This window comes from Aminobacter sp. Y103A (genome assembly GCF_030294925.1).
GTDB classification, from domain to species: domain Bacteria; phylum Pseudomonadota; class Alphaproteobacteria; order Rhizobiales; family Rhizobiaceae; genus Aminobacter; species Aminobacter ciceronei.
The window spans coordinates 4,045,383-4,069,956 of sequence record NZ_AP017986.1; the positions used below are offsets into that span (position 1 = coordinate 4,045,383).

The 24,574-nt window shown below is 63.6% G+C and carries 23 protein-coding genes and 1 pseudogene; 13 read left to right on the forward strand and 11 right to left on the reverse strand.

The features are described 5' to 3' along the window. Position 1: 1 nt before the first annotated feature. Entirely contained in the window at positions 2 to 1,096 is a 1,095-nt protein-coding gene (locus Amn_RS19790; RefSeq protein WP_286291005.1) for a lytic transglycosylase domain-containing protein, read from the reverse strand. 235 nt (positions 1,097 to 1,331) lie between these two features. Here Amn_RS19790 and Amn_RS19795 point away from each other — a divergent pair, with 235 nt between their 5' ends. After that, positions 1,332 to 1,850: a methylated-DNA--[protein]-cysteine S-methyltransferase gene (locus Amn_RS19795; protein ID WP_439502347.1), complete on the forward strand. Its 519-nt coding sequence runs from the start codon at positions 1,332 to 1,334 to the stop codon at positions 1,848 to 1,850. A gap of 102 nt (positions 1,851 to 1,952) precedes the next feature. Here the strand turns inward: Amn_RS19795 and Amn_RS19800 are convergent, their stop codons facing one another. Then, on the reverse strand, positions 1,953 to 2,279 hold the full coding sequence (locus Amn_RS19800; RefSeq protein ID WP_286291009.1) for a hypothetical protein: 327 nt from the start codon (positions 2,277 to 2,279) through the stop codon (positions 1,953 to 1,955). A gap of 333 nt (positions 2,280 to 2,612) precedes the next feature. Here Amn_RS19800 and Amn_RS19805 point away from each other — a divergent pair, with 333 nt between their 5' ends. After that, positions 2,613 to 2,822: a cold-shock protein gene (locus Amn_RS19805; protein ID WP_067959730.1), complete on the forward strand. Its 210-nt coding sequence runs from the start codon at positions 2,613 to 2,615 to the stop codon at positions 2,820 to 2,822. 286 nt (positions 2,823 to 3,108) lie between these two features. On the opposite strand, the gene Amn_RS19810 is transcribed toward Amn_RS19805, so the two are convergent. From Amn_RS19810 to Amn_RS19820, 3 genes are all read right to left on the reverse strand, one after another. Beyond that, on the reverse strand, positions 3,109 to 3,720 hold the full coding sequence (locus Amn_RS19810) for a glutathione S-transferase family protein (RefSeq protein ID WP_067959727.1): 612 nt from the start codon (positions 3,718 to 3,720) through the stop codon (positions 3,109 to 3,111). Between the two features lie 102 nt (positions 3,721 to 3,822). Then, positions 3,823 to 4,659 carry an EAL domain-containing protein gene (locus Amn_RS19815; RefSeq protein WP_286291014.1) on the reverse strand — a complete coding sequence of 279 codons (837 nt, stop codon included), beginning with the start codon at positions 4,657 to 4,659 and terminating at the stop codon, positions 3,823 to 3,825. Then, positions 4,652 to 5,563: an EAL domain-containing protein gene (locus Amn_RS19820; protein ID WP_286291015.1), complete on the reverse strand. Its 912-nt coding sequence runs from the start codon at positions 5,561 to 5,563 to the stop codon at positions 4,652 to 4,654. The genes Amn_RS19815 and Amn_RS19820 overlap by 8 nt, the downstream gene beginning before the upstream one ends. Before the next feature lie 280 nt (positions 5,564 to 5,843). Between Amn_RS19820 and Amn_RS19825 the strand changes: the two genes are divergently transcribed. The 4 genes from Amn_RS19825 (at position 5,844) to Amn_RS19840 (ending at position 10,171) form a co-directional block, all read left to right on the forward strand. Continuing rightward, positions 5,844 to 7,046 (forward strand): pyridoxal phosphate-dependent aminotransferase, encoded by a 1,203-nt coding sequence (locus Amn_RS19825; protein ID WP_182573280.1) that lies wholly within the window; start codon positions 5,844 to 5,846, stop codon positions 7,044 to 7,046. Between the two features lie 220 nt (positions 7,047 to 7,266). Further along, on the forward strand, positions 7,267 to 7,659 hold the full coding sequence (locus tag Amn_RS19830) for a hypothetical protein (protein ID WP_154384827.1): 393 nt from the start codon (positions 7,267 to 7,269) through the stop codon (positions 7,657 to 7,659). Positions 7,660 to 7,784: 125 nt separating this feature from the next. Next, on the forward strand, positions 7,785 to 7,955 hold the full coding sequence (locus Amn_RS19835) for a type II toxin-antitoxin system antitoxin (protein ID WP_018428911.1): 171 nt from the start codon (positions 7,785 to 7,787) through the stop codon (positions 7,953 to 7,955). A gap of 329 nt (positions 7,956 to 8,284) precedes the next feature. Then, positions 8,285 to 10,171 (forward strand): MFS transporter, encoded by a 1,887-nt coding sequence (locus Amn_RS19840; protein WP_286291023.1) that lies wholly within the window; start codon positions 8,285 to 8,287, stop codon positions 10,169 to 10,171. Positions 10,172 to 10,242: 71 nt separating this feature from the next. Here Amn_RS19840 and Amn_RS19845 read toward each other — a convergent pair whose 3' ends face one another. Beyond that, complete coding sequence (locus tag Amn_RS19845) at positions 10,243 to 11,136, reverse strand: NAD(P)/FAD-dependent oxidoreductase (RefSeq protein ID WP_263006473.1); 894 nt, start codon at positions 11,134 to 11,136, stop codon at positions 10,243 to 10,245. A gap of 211 nt (positions 11,137 to 11,347) precedes the next feature. Between Amn_RS19845 and Amn_RS19850 the strand changes: the two genes are divergently transcribed. Then, positions 11,348 to 11,794, forward strand: coding sequence for an Rrf2 family transcriptional regulator (locus Amn_RS19850; RefSeq protein WP_192315163.1), 447 nt, complete (start codon positions 11,348 to 11,350; stop codon positions 11,792 to 11,794). Positions 11,795 to 11,954: 160 nt separating this feature from the next. Further along, positions 11,955 to 12,311 (forward strand): annotated as a pseudogene (locus Amn_RS32645) (DUF3291 domain-containing protein). A 103-nt stretch (positions 12,312 to 12,414) separates the two neighbouring features. Here the strand turns inward: Amn_RS32645 and Amn_RS19855 are convergent. Further along, positions 12,415 to 13,908, reverse strand: a complete 1,494-nt coding sequence (locus Amn_RS19855) for an MFS transporter (RefSeq protein ID WP_067959704.1) — start codon at positions 13,906 to 13,908, stop codon at positions 12,415 to 12,417. A gap of 97 nt (positions 13,909 to 14,005) precedes the next feature. Here Amn_RS19855 and Amn_RS19860 point away from each other — a divergent pair, with 97 nt between their 5' ends. Both Amn_RS19860 and Amn_RS19865 read left to right on the forward strand, forming a co-directional pair. After that, a complete protein-coding gene (locus tag Amn_RS19860; RefSeq protein WP_286291031.1) occupies positions 14,006 to 14,683 on the forward strand; it encodes a winged helix-turn-helix transcriptional regulator in 678 nt (225 codons plus the stop codon). A 115-nt stretch (positions 14,684 to 14,798) separates the two neighbouring features. After that, positions 14,799 to 15,713, forward strand: coding sequence for a pyridoxal-phosphate dependent enzyme (locus tag Amn_RS19865; protein WP_154384823.1), 915 nt, complete (start codon positions 14,799 to 14,801; stop codon positions 15,711 to 15,713). 31 nt (positions 15,714 to 15,744) lie between these two features. On the opposite strand, the gene arsK is transcribed toward Amn_RS19865, so the two are convergent. Beyond that, the gene (gene arsK, locus Amn_RS19870) at positions 15,745 to 16,938 is read right to left on the reverse strand and encodes an arsenite efflux MFS transporter ArsK (RefSeq protein ID WP_286291034.1); all 1,194 of its coding nucleotides are present in this window, start codon (positions 16,936 to 16,938) and stop codon (positions 15,745 to 15,747) included. A gap of 253 nt (positions 16,939 to 17,191) precedes the next feature. Next, on the reverse strand, positions 17,192 to 18,781 hold the full coding sequence (locus Amn_RS19875) for an ABC transporter substrate-binding protein (RefSeq protein WP_263006470.1): 1,590 nt from the start codon (positions 18,779 to 18,781) through the stop codon (positions 17,192 to 17,194). Between the two features lie 297 nt (positions 18,782 to 19,078). On the opposite strand from Amn_RS19875, the gene Amn_RS19880 reads away from it, so the two are divergent. After that, complete coding sequence (locus tag Amn_RS19880) at positions 19,079 to 21,130, forward strand: elongation factor G (protein WP_263006469.1); 2,052 nt, start codon at positions 19,079 to 19,081, stop codon at positions 21,128 to 21,130. A gap of 175 nt (positions 21,131 to 21,305) precedes the next feature. Then, complete coding sequence (gene msrP / locus Amn_RS19885; protein WP_286291037.1) at positions 21,306 to 22,265, forward strand: protein-methionine-sulfoxide reductase catalytic subunit MsrP; 960 nt, start codon at positions 21,306 to 21,308, stop codon at positions 22,263 to 22,265. A 106-nt stretch (positions 22,266 to 22,371) separates the two neighbouring features. On the opposite strand, the gene Amn_RS19890 is transcribed toward msrP, so the two are convergent. Continuing rightward, positions 22,372 to 22,803: a GFA family protein gene (locus tag Amn_RS19890; RefSeq protein WP_286291039.1), complete on the reverse strand. Its 432-nt coding sequence runs from the start codon at positions 22,801 to 22,803 to the stop codon at positions 22,372 to 22,374. A gap of 753 nt (positions 22,804 to 23,556) precedes the next feature. Here Amn_RS19890 and Amn_RS19895 point away from each other — a divergent pair. Continuing rightward, positions 23,557 to 24,096: a methyltransferase family protein gene (locus tag Amn_RS19895; RefSeq protein ID WP_192315154.1), complete on the forward strand. Its 540-nt coding sequence runs from the start codon at positions 23,557 to 23,559 to the stop codon at positions 24,094 to 24,096. A 47-nt stretch (positions 24,097 to 24,143) separates the two neighbouring features. Here the strand turns inward: Amn_RS19895 and Amn_RS19900 are convergent, their stop codons facing one another. Then, positions 24,144 to 24,563: a GFA family protein gene (locus Amn_RS19900; protein WP_286291043.1), complete on the reverse strand. Its 420-nt coding sequence runs from the start codon at positions 24,561 to 24,563 to the stop codon at positions 24,144 to 24,146. Positions 24,564 to 24,574: the final 11 nt, after the last annotated feature.

Here is a 24,574-nt window from a genome sequence, read left to right on the forward strand (position 1 = left end):
TCTAGCCGCGGTGACGGGCGCGGTCGCGGCCGAGCCCGGTCTCGTCGAGCAGGCCTTTGCGCTTGGCGTGGTAATAATAGCCGCTCTGGTAAAGCTTGTCGGCCTTGTCCTCGTCGCCATCGGCGACCATGAAAGCGCCGCGCAGATATTTGACCGCGTATTTCAGATTGGTCTCGGCATCGAACAGGCCGCGCGCCGGGCCGTCATAACCCATGCCGCGCGCGGTGGCGTGCTTGATCTGCATCAGCCCCCAATGGCCGTTGTTGAAGGCCATCGGGTTGAAGGTGCTCTCGCGGTTGACCACGCGCCGCACAAGCCGCTCGGGCACCTCATAGAGAGCCGCGTATTTCGAGATCAGCTCGTCGATCTTGCCGCGAGAGGCAAGTGCCGGGCTATCGGGCGCGGCATAGGACGAGGTGGCGAAGCTTTCGGGCGCGACATTGCCCAGCGACGCGACCTGGTAGCTGCGCGGCACCGGCGCGCTGGCCGGCAGGGCATAGTCGGCGATCGTCGGCGCGGACGGAAACTCTCCGACAAGCTTGTCGGCTGTGGCAACGATTTCGCCGCCGGCCATCGGCACCGACATCGGGTCGACCGGGCCCTTGGCCAAGGCAGGAGCCTTGGGCGCGGTGGAGGCAACGGCAACAGCTTTTGCGGCATCAGCAGCAGGCGCGATCGGCGCAGCGGCAACTGCCTTTTCGCCACCAGCAGCGCCAGTCGCCTTTTCGGCACCAGCAGCAGGCACCGGCGGCGCGGCAGCAACGGTCACGGCAGCGGCCTCGCTTGTGGCCGGCGTCGCGGCGTCAGCGGCACCCGCGACATCAGAAGCATCGGCAGCGGGCGCTGCGGCAGCGAGCACGGCAGTGGCCGGCGAAGCTTCGGTGGAGGCATATGATGCGGTCGGCAGCACTGCCACGGTTTCCGGCAGCGCGAGATCGGCGACCTCCGTCGAAGCGGGCGCAATCTCGGCGTTCAAGGCCACGTCGGCGGCCGTCGAAAGATCGGTGTTGAGAGCCGCTGTGTTGGTCTGGCAGCCCGACAGCAATGCCGTCGCCAATGCCACCGAGATCAGCAGGTGAGTCTTTATCGCCGGCAAATGCACACTCTGTTAATGATTTCGTCCCGCCCGACCCTCTCTACAACAACGTATGAGCCCCGGCAATCCACAGGTGGATACGGTTTTCGGGTGGCATGCGCACACAGATCATGGCACATTGTTCCTGATTTGTACCGAATTCACGCCAGCTGCCAGGATGAAAGGAACGGTCGTGGACCCCAGCATTTTCTATCCCCTGCCCGGCCGCGCCGTCTTCGAGACGGCCCTCGGCTTCATGGCGCTGGCATGGAGCAAAACCGGGCTTGTCAGGCTTTGCCTGCCGGAAAAAACCCGCGACGCCGCCGAGCGCCGGCTGCTGCGACTGGCCGGTCAGGCCACGGCCGCGGGCGACCATACGCCGCCACCATGGATCACCGCGCTGATCGCCGACATCAGGCGCTATGCCGACGGCGATGACGTCGATTTCTCCGATGTCCCGGTCGATCTCGCCGGCATCGACGATTTCCGCCGCGACATCTATGCCGCTGCCCGAAACCTTCACTATGGCGAGACCACCACCTATGGCGGGCTGGCCGAGAAGGCCGGCCGGAAGGGTCTGTTCCGCGAAACTGGCTCGGCACTGGGGGCGAACCCTATTCCCCTCGTCATTCCGTGTCACCGCATCCTCGCCGCCGGCGGCAAGATCGGCGGCTTTTCGGCAACCGGCGGCTCGAACATGAAGGAAAAGATGCTGGTGCTCGAGGGCGTGCGCGTTGGCCCGCCGCCATCCACCCAGGCATCGTTCGGGTTTTGACAGGGGATGAAAAGAAGAGCACACAACTGCGGGAGCTGCGCCTGACGGCGCGCTCCGGCGCGCAGAAAGCGTTTCAGAGCGAGATCAATTATCCGCTTGCGTTCAGTCGCTCAGCGGAAACAGCCGGCGCTTGAAGAAATTGCGCTCGATTCGCTTGCAATTGTAGACCGGGCAGGACCGCGCATCGGCCGTCGGTACATATGCCCGGCGCGCCTCTTCGCCGGCCGAGCAAAAATGGTCGTTGGCGACATAACGATCATAACGCGGCACGCCCGACGTCGGCGACGTCCAGCGCAGGATCACCGCGCCCTGGTTGCGCACGACGCTCTGCGTCTGGGCGCAGCTCATTTTCGTCGATACGTAGCGCGACGCGGCCTGCGCTTCGGCTGCCATCAGTGTCAGGCACACGGCAAGCAAAATGGCTTTCATGAGAACCTCCCGGACTTCGCGCAACGGCTGGCGCCGGCCGAACGTTACAGCGCCTCATCTTGCATCGCTCGCAATGCCATGGGCGCCAGGCAATATAACACCCTGCGCCCGCCATGGTTGCATGGCAATTGAGGCAGGTTTCAAGCGCCACTATTTGCAAGGGCTTGCACTTGCGGCCATTTGCCCTTATATCCGGCACGTTGATATTTCGGCCGACAGATCCGTGCCCCGCGACACTCTCGCGTTTGCAGACGTCTCTCCCCAAAATCTCGATACCACGACTGGGCATGCTCGCTTGGTCAAGAAAAACTGCAAACGACAAGGATATTCAATATGGCTACTGGCACCGTTAAGTGGTTCAACGCAACCAAGGGCTTCGGCTTCATTCAGCCCGACGCAGGTGGCGCGGACGTTTTCGTCCACATCTCGGCTGTCGAGCGTTCGGGTATGGGCTCGCTGGCCGACGGCCAGAAGGTCAGCTTCGAAATCGAGCAGGACCGTCGCACGGGCCGTTCGTCGGCTGGCCAGCTCAAGGCAGTCTGATTTAAGGCGCGCGGGAGCGAAAGCTCCAATCGCGATGCAAGTCACGGATGTACTGGCGGCTGCGCGACAAGCGCGCCGGAATCTCTGACCCGAAGGACGATGCGGCAGATTGCCGTGAGCCCGGGTCAGGTGATCCAGGATCAGCTGCTGACAGCGGAAGGCGGGGTCACACCCCGCCTTTTTCTTTTTGCGCAGACAGGGTCGCGGCTCGAAACTCGCCTGGACGTCTTAAAAAGGGGCCCGAAGATCGCATCTTCGGGCCTTCTTGCATTTCAGGATCAGGCGTTCACGGCAGCCAGGTCAGCGGCACATGGCCCTCGTCCGCTGCCACGCGGGCAAGCCAGGCCTTCACCGCAGGGAACGCATCCAGGTCATAGCCGCCGATGGTCGCGTCATGGGTGTAGGCATAGAGTGCAATATCGGCGACGCTCATCGCATCTCCGGCCAGGAACGGCGTCTTCTCGAGCTGCACCTGCATCACCCCAAGCGCCTTGTTGCCGCCGTCGAGCAAAGCCTGCATGCGCTCCGGCGTCGCCTGGGCGGCGCGCTCGGGGTAGAGGAACATCGTCCGCCTGACAGCAACGAAGGGTTCGTGGCTGTACTGTTCGAAAAACAGCCATTGAAAGACCAGCGCCCGCTGGTAGGCGTCTGCCGGCAAAAGCCGTGTCCCTTCGGCCATGTGGAGCAGGATCGCGTTGGACTCGGCAAGGAAGCGGCCATCGTCGAGCTCGAGCAGCGGCACCTTTCCGTTGGCGTTCTTGGCGAGGTAAGCGGGCGTACGTGTGGAGCCGTCGCGCGAGCTGGTCTCGACATGGCGGAACGGCCGGCCGAGCTTGGCCATCAAAAGCCGCGGCTTGTAGCTGTTGCCGCTGTCGCTCATTCCATAGATCGTGATCATCGCATTCACCCCGTTTGGTCAGCGATTATCGTCCCTGAGGTGAGTCGATCCAGCGAATTGTTCTGGTGCGAGGCATCAGCTTTGGTGATCTTTCGTACCGTGTCAGCCGAACAGCGGCACCACCACGCATTCGCCGCGACGATATTGCGACGTTTCGCGCGCCCCTTCGGCAAACACACTGCCGACCAGCTTTGCAGGCTCGAGCAGATCGCCCTGGAACAGGTCGACACCGGCGCCAAGCGCAATTTCCAGGCGGCTCTCATTGTCGATGCCCTCAACGAGCACGTCGACACCAAGCGTCTTGAGTTCCGACACCACCGGACGCAGCAGCCGCCCGGTCGCGGCGTCGGCGCAGAAGCGTTCGAACGAGGCGCGATCGAGCCTGACGATATCGGGCAGCACACGCTTGACGGCGTCGACGTCATGCTGCGCCGAGCCTGGCTGCCCCAGAGCGACACGCATTCCAAGCGCCCGCAGTTCGCAGGCCAGCTTTTCGTCGCCGCCGATCTCGCAGATCAGTTGCGACGCCTCGAAACCTTCGCCCTTGAGGCGCCGGACCATGAAACCCAGATCGTCGAGATCGGGTGCATCACCATTGATGTCCTGCCTGAACAGCAGCGCGATGCCCTTGACGCCCATATTGTGGGCGTTGGCAAGCGGCAACACCGCCCAGACACGTCCGACGATCGCGCGTTCCTCATCGGCTATCTCGGCGAGGAATTCGCCAACCGCGACCGGCCGTCCCTCGCGATACGGCACCACCTGGGCGTCGGCGGCGACCGGCGTCAGGCGGCCGTCTTCATGCCGGAAGATCGGCTGGATCGCGCAACGCAGGCGAAACTCACCGTGAACGCCGAACTCCAGGCCAATTTCGTCGGCGGCGATCCTTGCCACCAGGTCCCGAGGCAACGCGCCAAACCCGAAAACCACGTCACTCATGCACTGTCCTCTTGCCGAAGCTTCGGCTTGATCGCGGCGCGCGAACGGCAACCGCATCGGCAACTCCGGCGGGCAAAAGCTCCGTCCGGTGATCTCCGGCGGCTCCGGGCGCCACCGGTTCGAAGTGGGAAAAATTCGCCGGCACGATTTCCGGCAGGGCCAGAACGAAGCCCTGCACCATCGAGGCGCCGGAACGCTCGGCCAGTTGCAACTGCCAGCTTTCCTCGAGCCCCTCGAAAACTGTGCGGATGCCCTTGTCCTCGAAATTCGCCACCATCTCCTTGAGCAGCGCGAAACCCGCGCCCGACTCCATCAGCCGGCTGATCCAGTGGGCATCGAACTTGACGATGTCGGGCTTGATGTCGCGGATGCGCTTGATGTCGGAGTCGTCCGAGCCGAAATCGTCGACTGCGATGCGCAGGCCGCTCCCTTTCAGCGCCCTGACAAATTCGAACAGCGCCTCTTCCGAGGCCGGCTTCTTCTCGGTGACCTCGCAGACGATGCGGCGCGGATCGATGCCGGTTTCGTTGAGCACCTGGCGCATGTCGCGCAGCGCGTGTTCCGAGATCGAGCGGTCGAGAAACACCGATGGATCGAAATTGATGAAGATCGACGCTTCCTTGGGTAGGAACACGGCGGCGTTCAGGAGGTGCAGCGTCCGGGTCAGCGTTTCGACATGCAGCCGCTCGATGCCTTCCACGGCAGCGAAGAAGATGCCTGGCGGCACGGCCTCAGTCCCGCGAAACGGCCTGATCAGCCCTTCGAAGGCGGTGACCAGCAAGCGGCCCGACTGAAAGGCGTAAATCGGCTGAAACGCGCTGCGCAGGGCATGCACACCCCAGACGCCGGACGCAGATCCGTCGTCGTGCCGGATGATTTGGGCGAGCCCGATGCTCTTCGACACGGTCCGTCCTATTTCCGGAAAGCTGCGAAATTGCCCCGCCAAAATCTCATCGAAGATTTGATCGGCGGTTAACGCGATGGCTCAAACTTGAACGAACGCCGCCCAGCCGACTGTTTATGCACAGCTTCCACCGGCTTCTGGACCATCACATCCAGGCCTCCCGAAACGTCAATCCGCTTGCGATTCCCTGCGTCATGCGACATTACAGCGCCGCACATTCCGTTGGATGCGCAAAGGCGGTCGAGCGACCGCGCCCTTTCCGAACCGGAGACCTGAAGTCATGGCCTTTCTTGCCGATGCCCTTTCCCGCGTTAAGCCTTCCGCGACCATCGCGGTCACGCAGAAAGCGCGCGAGCTGAAAAACGCCGGTCGCGACGTCATCGGCCTCGGCGCAGGCGAGCCGGACTTCGACACCCCGGACAATATCAAGAATGCAGCGATCGAAGCGATCCGCCGCGGCGAGACCAAGTACCCGCCGGTCTCCGGCATCGCACCGCTGCGCGAGGCCATTGCCGCCAAGTTCAAGCGCGAAAACAATCTCGACTACAAGCCGGAGCAGACAATCGTCGGCACAGGCGGCAAGCAGATCCTGTTCAACGCCTTCATGGCGACGCTAAACCCCGGCGACGAAGTCATCATCCCCCGTCCCTACTGGGTCAGCTATCCCGAGATGGTGGCGATCTGCGGCGGCACCTCGGTGTTCGCCGAAACGTCGATCGACAACGGCTTCAAGCTGACGGCAGCGGAACTTGAGCGCAGGATCACGCCGAAGACCAAGTGGCTACTGATGAACTCGCCGTCGAACCCGTCAGGTGCCGCCTACACCGAAGCCGAGCTGCGCGCCATCGCCGACGTGCTGCTCAAGCATCCGCATGTCTGGACGCTGACCGACGACATGTACGAACACCTGACCTATGGCGACTTCGTCTTCAAGACCATCGCCGAAGTCGAGCCCGCGCTCTATGACCGGACGCTGACGATGAACGGCGTGTCGAAAGCCTATGCCATGACCGGCTGGCGCATCGGCTATGCCGCCGGTCCGATCGCGCTGATCAAGGCGATGGACATGATCCAGGGGCAGCAGACCTCGGGCGCCTGCACCATCGCTCAGTGGGCGTCGGTCGAAGCACTCAATGGCCCGCAGGACTTCATCGCCAAGAACAAGGCGATCTTCCAGGCCCGCCGCGACCTCGTCGTGTCGATGCTCAACCAGGCGCGCGGCATCACTTGTCCGTCACCGGAAGGCGCCTTCTACGTCTACCCGTCCTGCGCCGGCCTGATCGGCAAGAAGACGCAAGGCGGCAAGATCATCGACGGCGACGAAACCTTCTGCTCCGAGCTGCTTGAAGCCGAAGGCGTGGCGGTGGTGTTCGGTTCGGCCTTCGGCCTCGGCCCGAACTTCCGCATCTCCTACGCGACGTCGGAGAAGCTGCTCGAGGAAGCCTGCACGCGCATCCAGCGCTTCACGGCATCGCTCGTCTGAGCAAAGCCCTAAGGCGAAAAAGGGAGCCCGGCTTCGGCTGGGCTTCCTTTGCCGGTTGCATAAGGCAACTTTTAATTGTATGCAGATGCCAACAGAAACCTTCTGAATCTCATACGCTATCATACATTTGCATATTGCCGTGCCGGTACAATCTGTTACTCTAAAGTAACTATATCCGCCCCCATTGGCGGAATCGTGCAGAGGCAGTCAGAGGCAGCAATTGTATCAGCGCAGACAGCAGCAGCAGGGGCGAAGGAGCAGAAGTCTGCTCTCATGCCTGTTGTTGTTGTTGCTATCGCTCTTTGCTGCACTCAGCGTCTCGGTTGCATCGACCCACGCGCACGCGGCCGGCTATCATCCTGAAGCAAATCTCTCGCTCGACGAAGGCACCGATCGGGTCACCGATGACCCCGGTACGCTTCCCGCCTGCAGCGACACATGCCTTGCCCTTGCCGAACTGAACGGGGACGGCAGCGACGACAGCGCCCTGCTGCGTATCGCCAACACCCTTTCGGCCGTCGATCTGACCAGCGGTTCGCTGGCCATCGACCCGCTTTTCAGCTTCCTGCGCTACCGAACCAGCGAGCCGCGCGCGCCTCCGGCTCGCGCCTGAACGGCGCAACGCGCCCCACCTGCGCCGCATGATCGGTCGGCAACGGCTACAGCATCAAGCTCGCCGTCAGGGCTGGTCACATCTGCCCCCTCCGGGACATTCCCGAAACAGTCTCAGGAATCATCATGTCTAAGACTCATCCACTCGGATTCCGTATCGAACGCGACCTCAAGGAGGCGCTCGTCAAGGCAGCCAAGGATGACCACCGCTCGGTGTCATCGATGGTTGAGATCATCATTGCAAGGTGGCTGCGCGATCGCGGCTACCTCGTCGAGAAGGAAGAACGGGCCGCCTGAGCCCGCTTCCCCGCAATCCTGCCCGGCGCGCAATTTGGCGCCGGGCAGCATCCGCCGGACATGCCCGGCATACCAGGTCTTCTTCACTGGCAAACGCATAAGTTCAGCCGTCCGCGTTTTCTCGCCAGGCCCTGCATCATCGTTTGCAATGCAGCATAAAAGCCCGCGACGACTTCGCGCTTGCCTCTACGACCAAAGTCATAATCCCAAAGCAGCGATGGATAACGGCCGTATCGCGGCGTTATCAATTCGACGTCGTTTGGTCAGGCGGATTCGCGCGGAGATTGCTCTCCAGGCCCTTGCCGCCGGCACTCTGGGAGGAGATTTTTATGGCAATTTCGGCAACCGCCGGCGCCCGTGCGCGCGGCATGTCGCGAGAAGAGAAGAAAGTCATCTTCGCTTCGTCGCTCGGTACCGTCTTCGAATGGTACGATTTCTATCTTTACGGTTCACTCGCTGCCTTCATCGGTGCGACCTTCTTTGCCTCGTATCCCGAGGCCACCCGCAACATCTTCGCGCTGCTCGCCTTCGCGGCAGGCTTCCTGGTTCGCCCGTTCGGCGCGCTGGTCTTCGGCCGCATCGGCGATCTCGTCGGCCGTAAATACACTTTCCTCGTCACCATCCTGATCATGGGCCTGTCGACCTTCTTTGTCGGCCTGCTGCCCGGCTCGGCCACCATCGGCATCGCCGCGCCGATCATCCTGATTGCGCTGCGCATGCTGCAGGGCCTGGCACTCGGCGGTGAATATGGCGGTGCTGCGACCTATGTCGCCGAGCACGCGCCCGACGACCGTCGCGGCTACTACACTTCGTGGATCCAGACGACGGCGACGCTCGGCCTGTTCCTGTCGCTGGTCGTCATCCTGATCGTCCAGACTTGGCTCGGCAAGGAAGACTTCGCCGCCTGGGGATGGCGCGTTCCGTTCCTGCTTTCGTTCATCCTGCTTGGCATCTCGGTGTGGATCCGTCTGTCGCTGTCGGAATCGCCGACCTTCCAGCGCATGAAGGAAGAGGGCAAGGGTTCCAAGGCGCCGCTGTCGGAAGCCTTCGGCCAGTGGAAGAACGCCAAGATCGCGCTGCTCGCACTGTTCGGCCTCACCGCCGGCCAGGCCGTGGTGTGGTACTCGGGCCAGTTCTACGCGCTGTTCTTCCTGACAAACGTGCTCAAGGTCGATGCACAGTCGGTCAACATCATGATCGCCGTTTCGCTGCTGCTCGGTACCGGTTTCTTCGTCTTCTTCGGCTGGCTGTCGGACAAGATCGGCCGCAAGCCGATCATCATGGCCGGCCTGGCGCTCGCCATCGTCACCTACTTCCCGCTGTTCAAGGCGCTGACCTGGGCCGCAAACCCGGCACTGGCCACTGCCCAGCAGAACGTTCGTGCCACCGTCACTGCCGCTCCTGGCGACTGCAAGTTCCAGTTCAACCCGGTGGGCACAGCCAAGTTCACCACCTCCTGCGATATCGCAACGTCGTTCCTGACCCGCAATTCGGTTCCTTATGACGTCGTCACCACGGCCGCCGCCGGCACTCCTGCCACGGTCAAGATCGGCGAAGCAACCGTCACCTCCTATGACGCCGTCGCCGCCGGCGATGCCGCCAAGGCGAACGACGCCGCCTTCGTCAAGGCGGTCAACATCGCTCTCCACGACGGCGGCTATCCGCTGGTCCGTGGTGCCGCCAAGGTTGCCGACCAGAAGCTGGACGCCTTCGTCGCTGCCAACCCCGAGCTGAAGCTCGACGCAGCCGCGATCCGCGGTGGCGAAAAGGCAACCATGCCAACCGAACAGGCGATCAAGGACAAGCTTGTGACCGCGGAAGAAGCAGCCGGTGCACCTGAAGTCGGCTTCTTCAACATCCCCGGCGGCGGCTCGTTCTCGATGGTCGCCGATCCGGCTGCCGTCAACAAGCCCATGGTGATCGGCATCCTGTTCATCCTGGTCGTGTACGTGACGATGGTCTATGGCCCGATCGCCGCAATCCTGGTCGAAATGTTCCCGACCCGCATCCGCTACACCGGCATGTCACTGCCCTACCACATCGGCAACGGCTGGTTCGGCGGCCTGCTGCCTGCGACCGCCTTCGCCATGAGTGCCGCGGCCGGCGATATCTACTACGGCCTGTGGTACCCCATCGCGATTGCCGCAATGACGCTGATCATCGGTGTGATCTTCGTCAAGGACACGCTGGGCACCAACCTCAACGCCAAGGACTGATCCGCGGCACCAGTAAGAAGAGCCCGGCAGGTGCAAACCTGCCGGGCTTTTTCTTTTCCTGGTCCGACCCTTCAGTCAGCCTCGAACATCAGCGAGCGGTGCGTGGCAGCCCCTGCCATGGCCCCGTCGCCCACCGACAGCGCCACCGAGCCTGCCGCCCGCGCAATGTCGCCACATGCGAACACGCCCTTCACCGTCGTCTGCTTCATCGCGTCGGTCCTGACGAAATTGCCCATCGGCCCAGCCTCCAGTTCGCAGCCCAGCTGTTCGACCCACGGGATCTGAAGCGATGTCCTGGGCATGGTAAACAGCCCGTCCAGTTCAAACATCCGACCATCGTCGAGCACGAGGTCGGCGCCCTCGCCCCTGACCTCGCGGACGAGTGCGGCCTCGACCGTCGCGCCGCGCGCAGCAAGCTGCCGAAGCTGCTCGGCGTCGGGCGTGAACACGCCATTGGCGAACAGCGTCGTCGTGCCCCAGTCGGGCAGCATCAGGGCGTGATGCATGGAGTGCTCCGAAACGGCGAGCACGCCGATCCGGCCCTGGTTCAGCTCATAGCCATGGCAATAAGGACAATGAAAGACGGATCTGCCCCAGCGCTGGCGCAGGCCGGGGATTTCGGGCAGGCTGTCGGAGACCCCGGCCGCCAGCACCAATCGCCTGGCGCTCGCCACACGGCCAGTGCCGAGATCGACGGCGAAACCACCTTCGATCCGCCGCGCACCTTCTGCCCTGCCCTCCAGCCACGTCACGCCGGGATAACGCTCGAGCTGCTCACGCGCCTCGGCGGCAATCGCGCCCGGCTCGCGGCCATCTTGGCCGAGGAAGCCATGGGAATGCGCGGCAAAGCGGTTGCGCCGCTCGCCCACGTCAATGACCAGAACCTTGCGCCTGGCGCGGGCAAGCTGCAGGCCCGCCGACATCCCCGCATAACTGCCGCCGACGATGATGACGTCGTAGTCCATGGCCAAAAATCCTTTGAAGCGGCCCTGTGGTCGCGCTGTGCTTCCCCAGCGGGTCGAAGAGCTTTCGCATTTTCACGACACTTCATATGTTACATGACTGTGGTCGTCAAGCTTCACGCAACTCCTGTTGTTGCGTGACCGACTATCTGTTAGGCCTGACCAGACGCCGGCAGCGAGCTGAACCGCGCCAAAAAGCCGAAAGAACAGCACGATGAGATCCGACACCCGCCTCTCCCGCATGCTGCATGTGCTGATCCACATGCAGCACCACGAGGGAACCGCGACCTCGGACGCAATCGCCATCATGCTCGGCACCAACCCAGTGGTCGTACGCCGGACCATGGCCGGCCTGCGCGATCAGGGTTATGTCCGCTCGGAGAAGGGCCATGGCGGCGGCTGGCTGCTGGCGCGGCCGCTGGAGGAGATCACGCTGCTCGACATCCACAAGGCGCTAGGCACCCCACAGCTCTTCGCCATCGGCCTCGCCGGCGACAACCCGAGCTGCACCATCGAGCAGGCGGTCAACACCTCGCTCGCCGAAGCGATGGACGCGGCCGAGGCGATCCTTTTGGCCAAATTCGGCAAGGTCACGCTGGCGGAGCTGGCCGAGGGCGCGGCGAAGGTCGCAAACGGCAGGCTGACGATGGAGCACCTTTAGGGTCTTTCTTCGCGATCTCACTGCAGGCGACGATCATCCGCAGGCTGACGGTTAACGAGCTTTCACAAAACCGACGATGGAATTCTCTCTCCAGCAACAACGGGTTCTACGTCGATAGAAACCGGGGTCTGGGGAGGAGCCATAAATGACAATAGCGCAGATGAATTGGGGGCGACTGAAGTGCCCGGCCAACGATCCGCGATTGAAAGAATCTATGGACGGCCTTGGAGACGTCTACCGCTTGGCAGAAGCTCACCCTGGGTTCCTGTGGCGGATAGCTGATGACGCAATAGCTGCGGAAACGAAGGCCTGCGGCTTCGACAATCGCATGTCCGCAACTGTCTCGCTCTGGAGGAGCCTGGACGATCTCCACGATTAAACCTTCAACTCACTGCATGGCATCTACCTCAAGCGAACCTCCGAATGGTTCGAGAAGATAGATGAGCCTCAGCTGGTCACCTGGTTCATTGAGAATAGCAACGTCAGACCAACCTTCGCTGAAGCTTGGGAGCACTGATCTCACTTCAAGAATCCGGATTGTCAGATCGAGTATACGGCTGGCGAAAGTAGCGCTGCCGAACCGACTGTCGTCGGGCAGCAACCCTTGTGCATCCGCCCCCTCAGCCGCCTTGCGTGTCGGTCTGCAGCCCGCCGCGGCCACGCAGCAGCAAGCTCAGCACGGCGCCGCAGATGGCGATGGCGCTGCACAGCAATGCGGCGACCTTGAGCGCTTGTCCCAAGGCATCGCGCGCCGCCTCGATCTGCACACCGGCATTGTCCGGCCCAAGTGCTGCGTTCATCGGCAACGCCGCAAGCTGCGGATGGTCCACAAGCGCCAGTTGGTAGAGCATCGTCAGCAGGCTGCCGAGTACGGCGATGCCAAATGCACCGCCCAGTTCGGTGCTGGCCTCGGACAAGCCGGCGGCGGCACCGGCATGTGATGCCGCCACCGAGCCGACAATGACGTCGGTCGTCATGGTGAAGACTGGCGCCAGCCCAAGCGAGAACAGGCAGTAGGCCGCAATCATCAGCGTGAGATCGCCGCTGGCGGCTGCGGCTCCCGCCAGCGCGAAGCCACCGGCTGCGACGAGGAAACCGAGCGCCATCAACGCAACCGTGCCGAGGCGTGATGCAATCGCCGGCGCCGCAATTGCACCGGCGATGAACGCCACGCCCGACGGCGCCGAGGCCACTCCGGCCTGCAACTCCGTCAGGCCGAGGCCGAGCTGGAAATACAGCGCCATCAGCAGGAACATGCCGAAGGCAACGAAAAAACCGAGAATGTTGATCGTCAGCGCTGCCGAAAAACGCGGCGAGGCAAACATATCGAGGTCGAGGAACGGAACCGCGAGCCGCCGCTGCCGGTGCAGGAACAATGTCGTGGCAACAATGCTCACTGCCAGCGCGAGACCGGCCTCGCCGCTCCAGCCGTCCATCGCCACCTTCTTGATGGCATAGACCAGGCCAAGTACCGCCACCAGCAAGCTGAGCGCGCTTGCGACGTCGGGGCGTGGCGCCGCGCCGTCGCGCGCTTCCGGCAGCATCTTCGGGCCAAGAACCAGAAGCAGGGCCATGACGGGCAGGTTGATCAGGAACACGGATCCCCACCAGAAATATTCGAGCAGCACGCCGCCAACCAGTGGACCGACGGCACCACCGGCGGAGAAGCTGGCGATCCAGACGCCGATCGCCTTGCTGCGATCCTCGGGGTGCGGAAACAGGTTGCGCACCATCGACAGCGTCGACGGCGCAAGCGTCGCTGCGGCAATGCCCATCAGCGCGCGCGCCGCGATCATCATCGGCGCCGAGCTCGCGAAGGCAGCGATCAGAGACGCCACGCCGAAGGCGAATGCGCCCCACAGCAACAGGCGCCGGCGGCCGATGCGGTCGCCGACGACGCCCATCGGGATCAGCGCGGCGGCCAGGATGAAGCCATAGATGTCCACCATCCACAACAGCTGAGCCGGCGTCGGGTCGAGATCGGCCGCCAACTCCGGCAGTGCGAGGTTCAGCACCGTCAGGTCCATCGAGTACAGCAGGCACGGCAAGGCGAGGATCGCCATCGCCAACCATTCACGGCGCCCCGCCCGGGGCAAATCGCCATGCTCTTCCATCTTCGCCTCTCCTGGAGCGCTTGATCGACAGGTACGCACGTGACAATGTGGATATGTGTGAACTAATTACTCCTAAAAAGCAACCACTTGGTCTTGAATGAGAACTGAAAAGAGCAGAAGCTACGACGACGGCTGTGCGACGGCGCATGCGCTTGACCTGATCGGTGAGCGCTGGGCGCTGCTTGTCGTCCGCGAGTTGCTCTTCGGGCCCAAGCGTTTCACCGACCTGCGCACCGACCTGCGCACCATCAGCCCCAACGTGCTGACCCAGCGCCTGGAAGCGCTGGAGGCAACAGGCATCGTGCGCCGGCGCAAGCTGCCGCCGCCTGCCGCGTCCTGGATCTATGAACTGACCGAGTGGGGCAGCGAGCTCGAGGACACCATCGTCACTCTGGGCAAATGGGCCGCCCGTTCGCCGTTCCTGGAACAGGGCCTGCCGATCAGCCGGGCCGGGTTGCTGCTGGCCATGCGGGCGATGTACAGACCACAAGACGACGGCGGCTTCTGCATTAGCCTCGACATGCCCGACGGCACGGCTGTCGTCTCCGGCACAGCTGAAGGCTTCGACATCCAGTTCGGCGACGAGGCCTTGAAGTCAGCGCAAGCCATGTTCTCCGGCACCTCAAGCGTTCTCGACAGCATTCTGTTCGGCGGCGTCTCCGTCGAGGCGGCGGTGAAGGCGGGCGATGCCAGGATCACCGGGGACATGTCGGCCATGGCCAAGCTGCTGCGGGCATTCCCGATGCCGCCGGCGGCGCCCGGCCTGGCGCCCTAGCGGCATGCCGGCGCGCTGAGGGCACTGGCTTGGTCGTTTCCCGCACCTGCTTTCTGGCGCAGGTCCTGGACTTGGCTCATAAGCACCAGACATCTTTCGCCGAGGTCGCCACTCCATGCCCCTGCACATCAACACGCCGCTGCTCGAATCCCGGCCGCTGAGCCTCGCCGCCGGGCGCTCGATCTGGCTGAAGATGGATGCGCTGCAGCCACCGGGCTCGTTCAAGATTCGCGGCATAGGTGCTGCCTGCGAACATCATGCCAAGGCGGGCAAGCGCCGCTTCGTCTCGTCCTCCGGCGGCAATGCCGGCATCGCGGTCGCTTACGCCGGCCGCCGGCTTGGCATGCCGGTGTCGGTCTTTGTCCCGGAAACGGCAACGGAATTGGCCAAGGCGCTGATCCGCCAGGAGGGCGCGGAGGTCATCGTCCATGGCGCGTCATGGCAAGAGGCCAACGAACGCGCCATGTCGGCGCTCGATGCCGACACGGCCTTCATCCACCCCTTCGACGACCCGCTGCTCTGGACCGGCCACGCGACGATGATCGACGAGGTCGTCGCGGAAGGTTTGTCCTTCGACGCGGTTGCCCTGTCGGTCGGCGGCGGCGGGTTGATGTCGGGCATTGTCGAGGGCCTGGCCCGCAACAGCCTAGCGCATATCCCGATCATCGCGGTCGAAACAGAGGGCGCTGCCTCGCTTGCTGTCGCCATGGAGGCCGGCCAGCGGGTGCAGTTGCCGGCCATTACCAGCATCGCCACCTCACTCGGCGCCCGCATTGTCAGCGAGCGCGCCTTCGAAGTGACGCAGACCCAGTCCGTCGACAGCGTCGTGGTCAGCGACCATGCTGCCGTCGAGGCCTGCCTGCGCTTCCTCGACGATCACCGGGTGCTGGTCGAACCGGCCTGCGGCGCAACGCTTGCTCTCGCCTACAGCCATATGGATGCGCTCTCGCGCTACAACCGCGTACTGATGATCGCCTGCGGCGGCGCCACCGCGTCGTTGGCCCAGTTGCAGGCGTGGCACACTGCCTGATCCTTCGGCATCGGCCTTGGTGCGCGACGACCTACCAGGGCGAGCGCGCGGCCAGGCGGCCGATGGCGACGAAGATCGCTAGCGCGACAACGCCGAGCAGGATGGTAAAGGACAGCGCCCAGGACATGCCGATGGTGGCCATGGCGAAGGCCAGTGCGAAGGGGGCGACGGCAGAGACGATCAGCCGGGCCGACATGGCGCGGCCCTGCAGCCGGCCGTAGCCGTCGCTGCCGAACAGCGCCAGCGGCAGCGCGCCGGTGACGATGCTGAACAGACCATTGCCCATGCCGAAGATGACGGCGAAGGTCATTGCACCCGCTATCGACGGAGCGGTTGCCAGCAACACACCCACGCCAGCGGTCATCAACACAGCCGAGATGATCGCGAGTGTCAGTGGCGCGAGGTTGATGCCGGCCACCATGTTGATAAAGCGGCTGAGCACCTGGGCGGGTCCGAACAGCGTGCCGACGACGGCAGCCGTGGCGCCGAGCCCAAGGCCTGAGAGCAACGGCACCATGTGGACCAGAATTGCCGCGCTCACCAGGTTCTGTACCGAGAGCGCAATCACCATCAGGGCGAAACCGAGCGGACGCACGGCAGCGGCGAGCGAACCCTCGACATGTTGGTGCGGCTCGGTGGCAATCTGGCCTTGCCCCGTCCGGCGAAACGACAGCCAGGCATGCAGCGGCATGCAAACGACCAGGTTGAGGACGGCGAAGACGAGATAGACCCCCTGCCAAGACATCTGCGCGTGCAGTGCCGTGGTGATTGGCCAAAAGGCGGTCGAGGCGAAGCCGGCGATGAGCGTCAGATAGGTGATGTTGCGCTGGGCGTCGCGCGGCGATATCTGGACGAGCAGCGCAAATGCCGCGCCATACTGGACGAGGTTCGAGGCGACCTGGATCGCCACCAGCGCGATGACGAAACTGATCGCTTCAGGAGCTGCCGCACAGGCGACCAGTGCTGTGGCCGCGACAGCCGAACCGGCCGTCATGATGCGGCCGGCGCCATAGCGGTCAATCCAGTTGCCAAGCCAGGGCGCGGTCAGTCCGCCGACGAGCAGTGCCGCCGACAGCGCGCCGAACAGCCACTCGACCGGCCACGACAAGTCCTTGGCCATGTCGTGGGCAAGAATGGAAAAGCTGTAGTAAAGCGTGCCGTATCCGACGATCTGGGTGATGCCGAGCGCGATGACGGCGGCAATCGGCGAACGCACGGCGGTCATCGGGAAATCGGCTCGTTCTCGGTCTTTGCTGCCGCCTCCTTCCGATGTCCGCCGCATCAGGTCAAGCGGCGTGAGGCCCTGGCACAACTCATGCGCCCTGGTAAAAAGCCAAGCCTTGGTGATCGAAGCAACGTTCGAAGCGTGCGCCCACCCAACCGCAAGCAGGTTGGGCGCGTCGTCCAGAGAGACTGCGCAGTCCAAACAGCAGACAACGCCTGCTCCAGCGTTACCGGAGCAGGCGAAGCGCCCTCGCCTATGCATTCACCCAGCATTTGGTCAGCGCATGACCGCCCATCAGCTCGCCATTGGGATCGTCGACCCAGCCGCCGACCTTGGTGCCGGTCGCGTCGATGTAGTTGTTGAACATCGGCACGATGACGCCGCCCTCGTCGCGCAGGATCACGGCTGCCTGACGGTAGAGGTCCTTGCGCCTGGCCTGGTCGAGCTCGCCGCGCGCCGACAGGATCAGCTTGTCGAAATCGTCTCGGAAGAAGCGGGTGTCATTCCACTCGGCCTTGGACAGATAGGCGATGGAATAGACCTGGTCCTGCGTCGGCCTGCCGGTCCAGTAGGACATCGAGAAGGGCTGCTTGTTCCACACTTCCGACCAGTAGCCGTCGCCCGGCTCGCGCTTGACCTCGAGCGTTATGCCGGCCTTGGCCGCACTCTGCTGGTAGAGCTGGGCGGCATCGACAGCACCTGGGAAGGCGACGTCGGAGGTCCGCAGCAGCACCGGGCCGCTATGACCCGACTTCTTGTAGTGGAACGCCGCCTTGTCAGGATCGTAGGCGCGCTGCTCGATGTCGTCGGAGAACATCGCATAGGCCTTGGTCACCGGCATGTCGTTGCCGATCGAGCCGAAGCCGCTCAACACCTTCTTGACCATCTCCTCACGGTCGACGGCATATTTCAGCGCCAGCCTCAGATCGTTGTTGTCGAAGGGTGCGGTGTTGCAATGAGCGATGAAGACGTAGTGGCCCTTGCCCGGCACGTTGCGGATCTCTACGCCCGGCACGCGCTTGATCAGGTCGACGATCTTCGGTTCGACCCGGTTGATCAGATCGACCTGGCCGCCCTGAAGTGCGGCAGTGCGCGCTGTCGCGTCGTTGATCACAACGATCTCGATCTGGTCGGCATGGCCGCGCTTGTCGGAACCCCAGTAGTTCTTGCTCAACTCGCCGACATGGCGCACGCCCGGCTCGTTGACCATCACCTTGTAGGGGCCGGTGCCGATGCCTTCGGTCGGATTGTCCTTGCCGCCATTTGGCTGAATCATGAGGTGATAGTCGCTGACCACGTAAGGCAGGTCGGCATTGGCCTCCTTGAGCTGGATGACGACATAGTCGCCGTCGACCTTCATGCTTTCGAACTGGCTGACGAAGGCGAGTGCCGCCGATTTCGAATTGGCGTCGGCATGGCGCTCCAGCGTCGCCATCACGTCATCAGGCGTAAGCTCCTTGCCATTGTGGAAGGTCACGCCCTTGCGGATCTTGAAATGCCAGGTCTTGGCGTCGTCGGAGGCTTCGTAGCTTTCGGCCAGGCGCGGCTCGATCTCGCCCGCCGGCGACACTTCCAGCATCTGCTCGCCCCAGCTGCGGCCAAGCGTGTAGGGCACCTGGCTCGCCCATGTCGCCGGGTCGAGGCTGTCGGTGGCGGCACCGCCGACCATGCCGGCCTTGAGCACGCCGCCCTTGACCGGCGCTTGCGCTTGTGCGGCACCGGCCAGCAGCGTGTTGGCCGAAAGGGCCGTGACTCCAAGGGCTGCGGCACGGCCGAGAAAGTCGCGGCGCGACATCCGTCCACTGACGACGAGACGACTGAGATGGTCGAGTTCACGGGACATTGGACTGCGTTCCTTCAGATGGGCGCGACTTGATGTCGTCATGGTTCCCCAACGTAATATTGAGTGGCGGGCCGTCTCACGCTGCCCGCCGGGCGCGACATCTGATGGCGCTTTTGGAATAGCTGGCTTTCTGCTGCCGCCGCATCAACCCTTGCCTTGCAAGGCTCTTGCCCTGCCTTCAAAGCCGTGTGACGATGTCGCCAACGGGGAGGAAGTTCTCAGACGAATTTGCCCGCGACGGCCGCACAGGCCGGCCGCCGCATTCAGGGAAAAATGCCTGAGTGGAGGTCAGCTCTCATGGGTAGTCGCGCCGGAGGAAGACGCACGGGACCGAAGTGCATCGCCATCGTCGGTCCCTTCGCCAGCGGTAAAACCACACTTCTCGAAGCCCTTCTCGCCCGCACGGGCGCCATTTCCAAGCAGCACCCGGTCGCCTCCGGCAACACGGTCTCCGACCACTCGGCCGAGGCCAAGGCGCATGCCATGAGCGTCGAGGCTGTCTTCGCCAACACCCAGTTCATGGGCGAGGCCATCACCTTCGTCGACTGCCCCGGCTCGGTCGAGTTCGCCTTCGAGGCCGAGCCCATCCTTGCCGCCTGCGACCTCGCCGTCGTCGTCGCCGAGCCCGACGAGAAGAAGATCCCAGCCTTGCAGTTGATCATGCGCAAGCTCGACGATCTCGGCGTGCCGCGTATCCTGTTCCTCAACAAGATCGACAAGGCAGCCGCCGGCGTCCGCGACACGCTGAAGCTGCTGCAGCCGGTCAGCCGCACGCCGCTGCTCCTGCGTCAGATCCCGCTGCGCAAGGACGGCGTCGTCGTCGGTTCGATCGACCTCGCGCTGGAGCGCGCCTACATCTACCGCGAATATGCCGAGAGCGAGATCGCCGACATCCCAAGCGACGACAAGGCGCGCGAACTCGAAGCCCGCTTCGCCATGCTGGAAACCCTCGCCGACCATGACGACCAGTTGATGGAGCAGTTGCTCGAGGAGATCGAGCCGCCCAAAGATGAAATCTTCGATGACCTTGCCGCCGACCTGCGCGACGGCGCGGTCACGCCGGTGCTGATCGGCTCGGCCGAAAAGGGCAATGGCGCGCTGCGCCTGCTCAAGGCGATCCGCCACGACGCCCCCGACATCGAGGCAACGCGCAAGCGCCTCGGCATATCCGACGGCAGCGCTGCGGTCGTCCAGGTCATGAAGACCATCCACACCTCCCACGCCGGCAAGCTGTCGGTGTCGCGCATCCTGTCCGGCCAGGTCGCCGATGGTACGGAGCTCTGGCTCAACGCCACCGACACCTCGAAGGTCTCGGGCATTTACCGCTTGCTCGGCAAGGACCAGTCCAAGCAGTCGGGCGCCGGCGCCGGCGACACCGTCGCGCTCGGCAAGCTCGAACATGCCGCGACCGGCCAGACGCTGACCACGGCCAAGGGCGGCATCAAGCCGCTGGTCAAACTGGAGCCGCCCAAGCCGGTCTATGCCTTTGCGCTGCGCCCCAAGGAGCGCAAGGACGAGGTCAAGATGTCGGCGGCGATCCAGCGCCTGGCCGAGGAAGATCCCTCGCTCACCTTGCACCACAACCAGGACTCGGCGGAAACTGTTCTATCCGGCCATGGCGAGATGCATCTGAGGGTGGTGCGCGAGCGGCTCGAAGGCCGCAATCAGATCGCCGTCGAGGGTCACGCGCCGGCGGTGCCCTATCGCGAGACCATTCGCAAATCGGTCCAGCAGCGCGGCCGCCACAAGAAGCAATCGGGCGGTCACGGCCAGTTCGGTGATGTCGTCATCGAGATCAAGCCGCTGCCGCGCGGCTCGGGTTTCGAGTTCACCGACACCATCACAGGCGGCGTCGTGCCCAAGCAATACATCCAGTCGGTCGAAGCAGGCGCGCGCGACTTCCTCAAGACCGGCCCGCTCGGCTTCCCCGTCGTCGACATCGCCATCAACCTGTCTGACGGTTCGTTTCACTCGGTCGATTCCTCCGACATGGCGTTCCAGATGGCGGCGAAGATCGCGATGAAGGAGGGTATGCCGAGTTGCTCGCCGGTGCTGCTCGAACCGGTCATGAAGGTCGAGATCTTCACCCCCTCCGATGCCACGGCGCGCATCATCGCACTGGTGCCGCAGCGCCGCGGCCAGATCCTCGGCTACGACGCCCGTACCGATTGGCCCGGCTGGGATGTCGTCGAGGCGACGATGCCGCAATCGGAGATCGGCGACCTGATCATCGAGCTGCGCTCAGCCACCGCCGGTGCCGCCACCTACCGCGCCGAGTTCGACCACATGGCCGAACTCACCGGCCGCCTCGCCGACGAAGCGATGCAGTCGGGCGGCAAGGCCGCGTGAGATCAGCAGCCGGGCGGTCCACGCGGGTCGTCCGGCAGCTCTCCTCACGCTCTGTTGATCTCCCATCCGGGACGGCGCTGTAACGCGACGACGTTTCCACGCGTATGTGAACGTGACAGCGTTGATTTCGCCGTCCGCAGGGGCGACCTTGCGGCCAGCCTATTGGAGAGCAAGCATGGCATTCATTCACCGCCGACCGTCCTGGGCAATTCCGGAAGCGCTGGCGACGCCCGAGCACATCTTCCTCAACCGCCGCAGCATTCTGGCCGGCATGGGGCTTGGGCTCGCGGCCGCAGCCCTGCCCCGCAAGGTGCGCGCCGAGGAGGCCGATCCGACCGCCGATCTCTATCCGGCCAAGCCGAATGCCACCTACAAGCTCGACCGTGCGCTGACGCCCGAAGCGATCAACGCCAACCACAACAACTTCTATGAATACGGCACCTACAAGGAAATCGCGGCCAACGCCCAGCAGCTCAAGACGCGGCCGTGGGACATCCAGATCGGCGGCCTCGTCGACAAGCCGATGACGCTTGCCATCGACGACCTGATCCGCAAATTCCCGCTCGAGACGCGGCTCTACCGCCACCGCTGCGTCGAGGCCTGGTCGATGACCATCCCGTGGAGCGGCTTCCCGCTGAAGGCGCTTGTCGCCATGGCGAGCCCCAAGACGGATGCAAAATTCATCCGCTTCGAGACCTTCCTCGATCCGTCCATGGCGCCCGGCCAGAACGACTTCGTCTATCCCTGGCCCTATGTCGAAGGCGTCACCATCGAGGAAGCGGCGCTCGACCTGCCTTTCCTCGTCACCGGCGCCTATGACAAGCCGCTGGCCAAGCAGTTTGGCGCGCCGATACGGCTCGTCCTGCCGTGGAAATACGGCTTCAAGTCGATCAAGTCGATCCGCAAGATCGACTTCGTCGCCGAACAACCGGTGGGCCTGTGGGAAGCGATCCAGCCGAGCGAATACGGTTTCTGGGCGAACGTGAATCCCGAGGTCCCGCACCCGCGCTGGAGCCAGGCCAAGGAGCGCGTGCTCGGCACCGGCGAACAGGTGCCGACACAGCTGTTCAACGGCTATGCCGCCGAAATAGGTCAGCTCTACGCAGGCAAGGATCCCGCCAAGCTTTACATGTGATCCCACCTGCATGCCCTCGAAAAATCGAAGCGATTGTCGAGAGGGATCATGCAGTGTCAAAAAGAACTTGGGAGGTGTCCGCGCGCCAGTTTGTGCGCGCGGTGCCCTACTCCGCTTTCGACTCGACATGCCACCATTTTGGCCGACCACCCTTGAACGAGTGGCTCTTCGGCATGAGCTCAATCGCGCCGGGCTTGTCGAACACGCCGAGCAGCAGTGCGACCACGGGCGCGTCGATAGCGCCGAATGAGCTGCCGCAGGCCGGGCAGAAGGCGCGACTGGAATAGTCGGACGAGCGATAGACCGATGGCGCGCCGCCCGGCCCGGTCCACGTCACGCGGTCGCTTGGAAATTCGACCCAGGAAGCGGTCAGCGAACCTGTGTGGCGCTGGCACATGCGGCACGAGCATGTATGCGGCTTGCCGGCCAGTCCGGTCGCCTCGAAGCGGACTGCGCCGCACAGGCAGCCGCCACCAAAGACCTTGGCCTTGGCCACACCCGCCTTGCTCGCGCCCTTGGCCGCATCTGTCATGCTCATGAATGTCCCCCCCAAATGATCCATCTGGCCGCGCCTGGCAAAATATGGATTCGCAGCAATGTCGCCCAGCCTTGACCGGCCGCCGACAAAACAAAAGCGGCGCCCGAGGATATCCTCGGACACCGCTTTTTGCGGACCGTTCCGCGGGAGGCGGGACGGCAGGTCCGCCGCTACGTGGCCAACGTCTTGGGTCGTCGGCAATCTGCTGGACGCGGCGCGTTGCCTGAACCTGGCGCGCACGGGTGATGCCCCCATCTCCCGACGCACCATCACCGCGTCCATGTAAAAACTAGGCGCGTCCCGGGGTACGGGGAATGTTACCGGGGGTTACATGTCACTGTTACGCGGGAGGTTTGGCCTGTTTCAGGCAACAAAAAAGCCGGATCCAAGAAGATCCGGCTGAGTTTGTTTGGAAGTGCCGATTAAGGCTAACCTCCAGAGGGGAACACTCAAGGGCGCTAATGGGAGGAGGAACGCGCCCTGGAGATGATCAATATGTGCTCTCCTTGCCCAACAAACAAGCATCTATTTTGCAATGCACGCATGCAAAAACATACAGGCTGTGGTCTAACGACGTTAGAACCCCGATAGGACCAGTTTTCGCCCCGAAAATCGCAGCCTGAGCATGCTGCAACGCACAACAAACAGCCGTGGCGACGCCAAGGATGACCTGAAATGCCCCGTGCCGGGAGATGCTGGCAAATCGGGCACGGCACGCTCATTGTTGCGGCGAAAGCCAAGCCAATAGGCAACATGCGGAATTTTCGACCTGAGAGATCAAGAGGAGTGCAAGCCTCGCGCAAACCGTCCGCCATCCTCGGCAGCGCCATCTTCTTCATCACGGCACCTGGTGTCGTCGCCGGCCTCGTGCCGTGGCTCGCGAGCGGGCGCTACGGCCTGCCGGTGGCGTCGTGGCCACTCGCCATCCTGGGCGCCGCGCTGGTCGCTGTCGGCCTCGGCGTGGTGCTGCACGCCTTCGCCCGTTTCGCGCTGGAAGGGCTCGGCACCCCTGCCCCGATCGCGCCGACGGACAGGCTGGTGGTCGGCGGCGTCTACCGCCACGTGCGCAACCCGATGTATGTCGCCGTGCTGTCGATCATCCTCGGTCAGGCGCTGATCTTTGCATCTTGGCAGCTTGCCGCCTATGCCGTCATCATGGGCGCTGTGATGGCGACCTTCGTCCGGATCTATGAGGAGCCGGTTCTGCTGCGGCAATACGGTGCCGACTATGAAGCTTACCGCCAAAACGTTCCCGGCTGGCTGCCCCGGCTCACGCCCTGGCGTGGAGCTTAGGCCGGAACAAGATCGGCCAGCCGGAAACGATGTCGGCAGGCGAAGGTTCAGCCGCTCGGCATGCCCGCGAAGGCCACGAGATCGGGATCGATCCTGTCCCAGGCGTGGCCTCGGGCACTGTAGGTCAGCACCTGAGGCTGGAACTGGCCCGGATCATCCAGGCTGCCGGCATGGATCGCGATCGCTTCCGGCGCTGCGGCGAAGGTCACGAACACAGGCGTTCCGCACTCAGGGCAGAAGCCATGAATCTTGTCCTTGCCGCTGTCGGCCACGACCCGCCAATGCTTTGCTTCGCCCGTCATCGCCATCTCGGCGCGCCGGGCAAAGGTCAGGTACGAGCCATGCCCGGTGCCGCTACACTTCTGGCAATCCAGGCACTGGCAGTGGTTCTGGAAGATCGGCTCGTTTGTCGTCTCGTAGCGGACAGCACCACAGGCGCAGCCGCCGGCATAAAGCTTGGTCGTCATTGGGGTTCTCC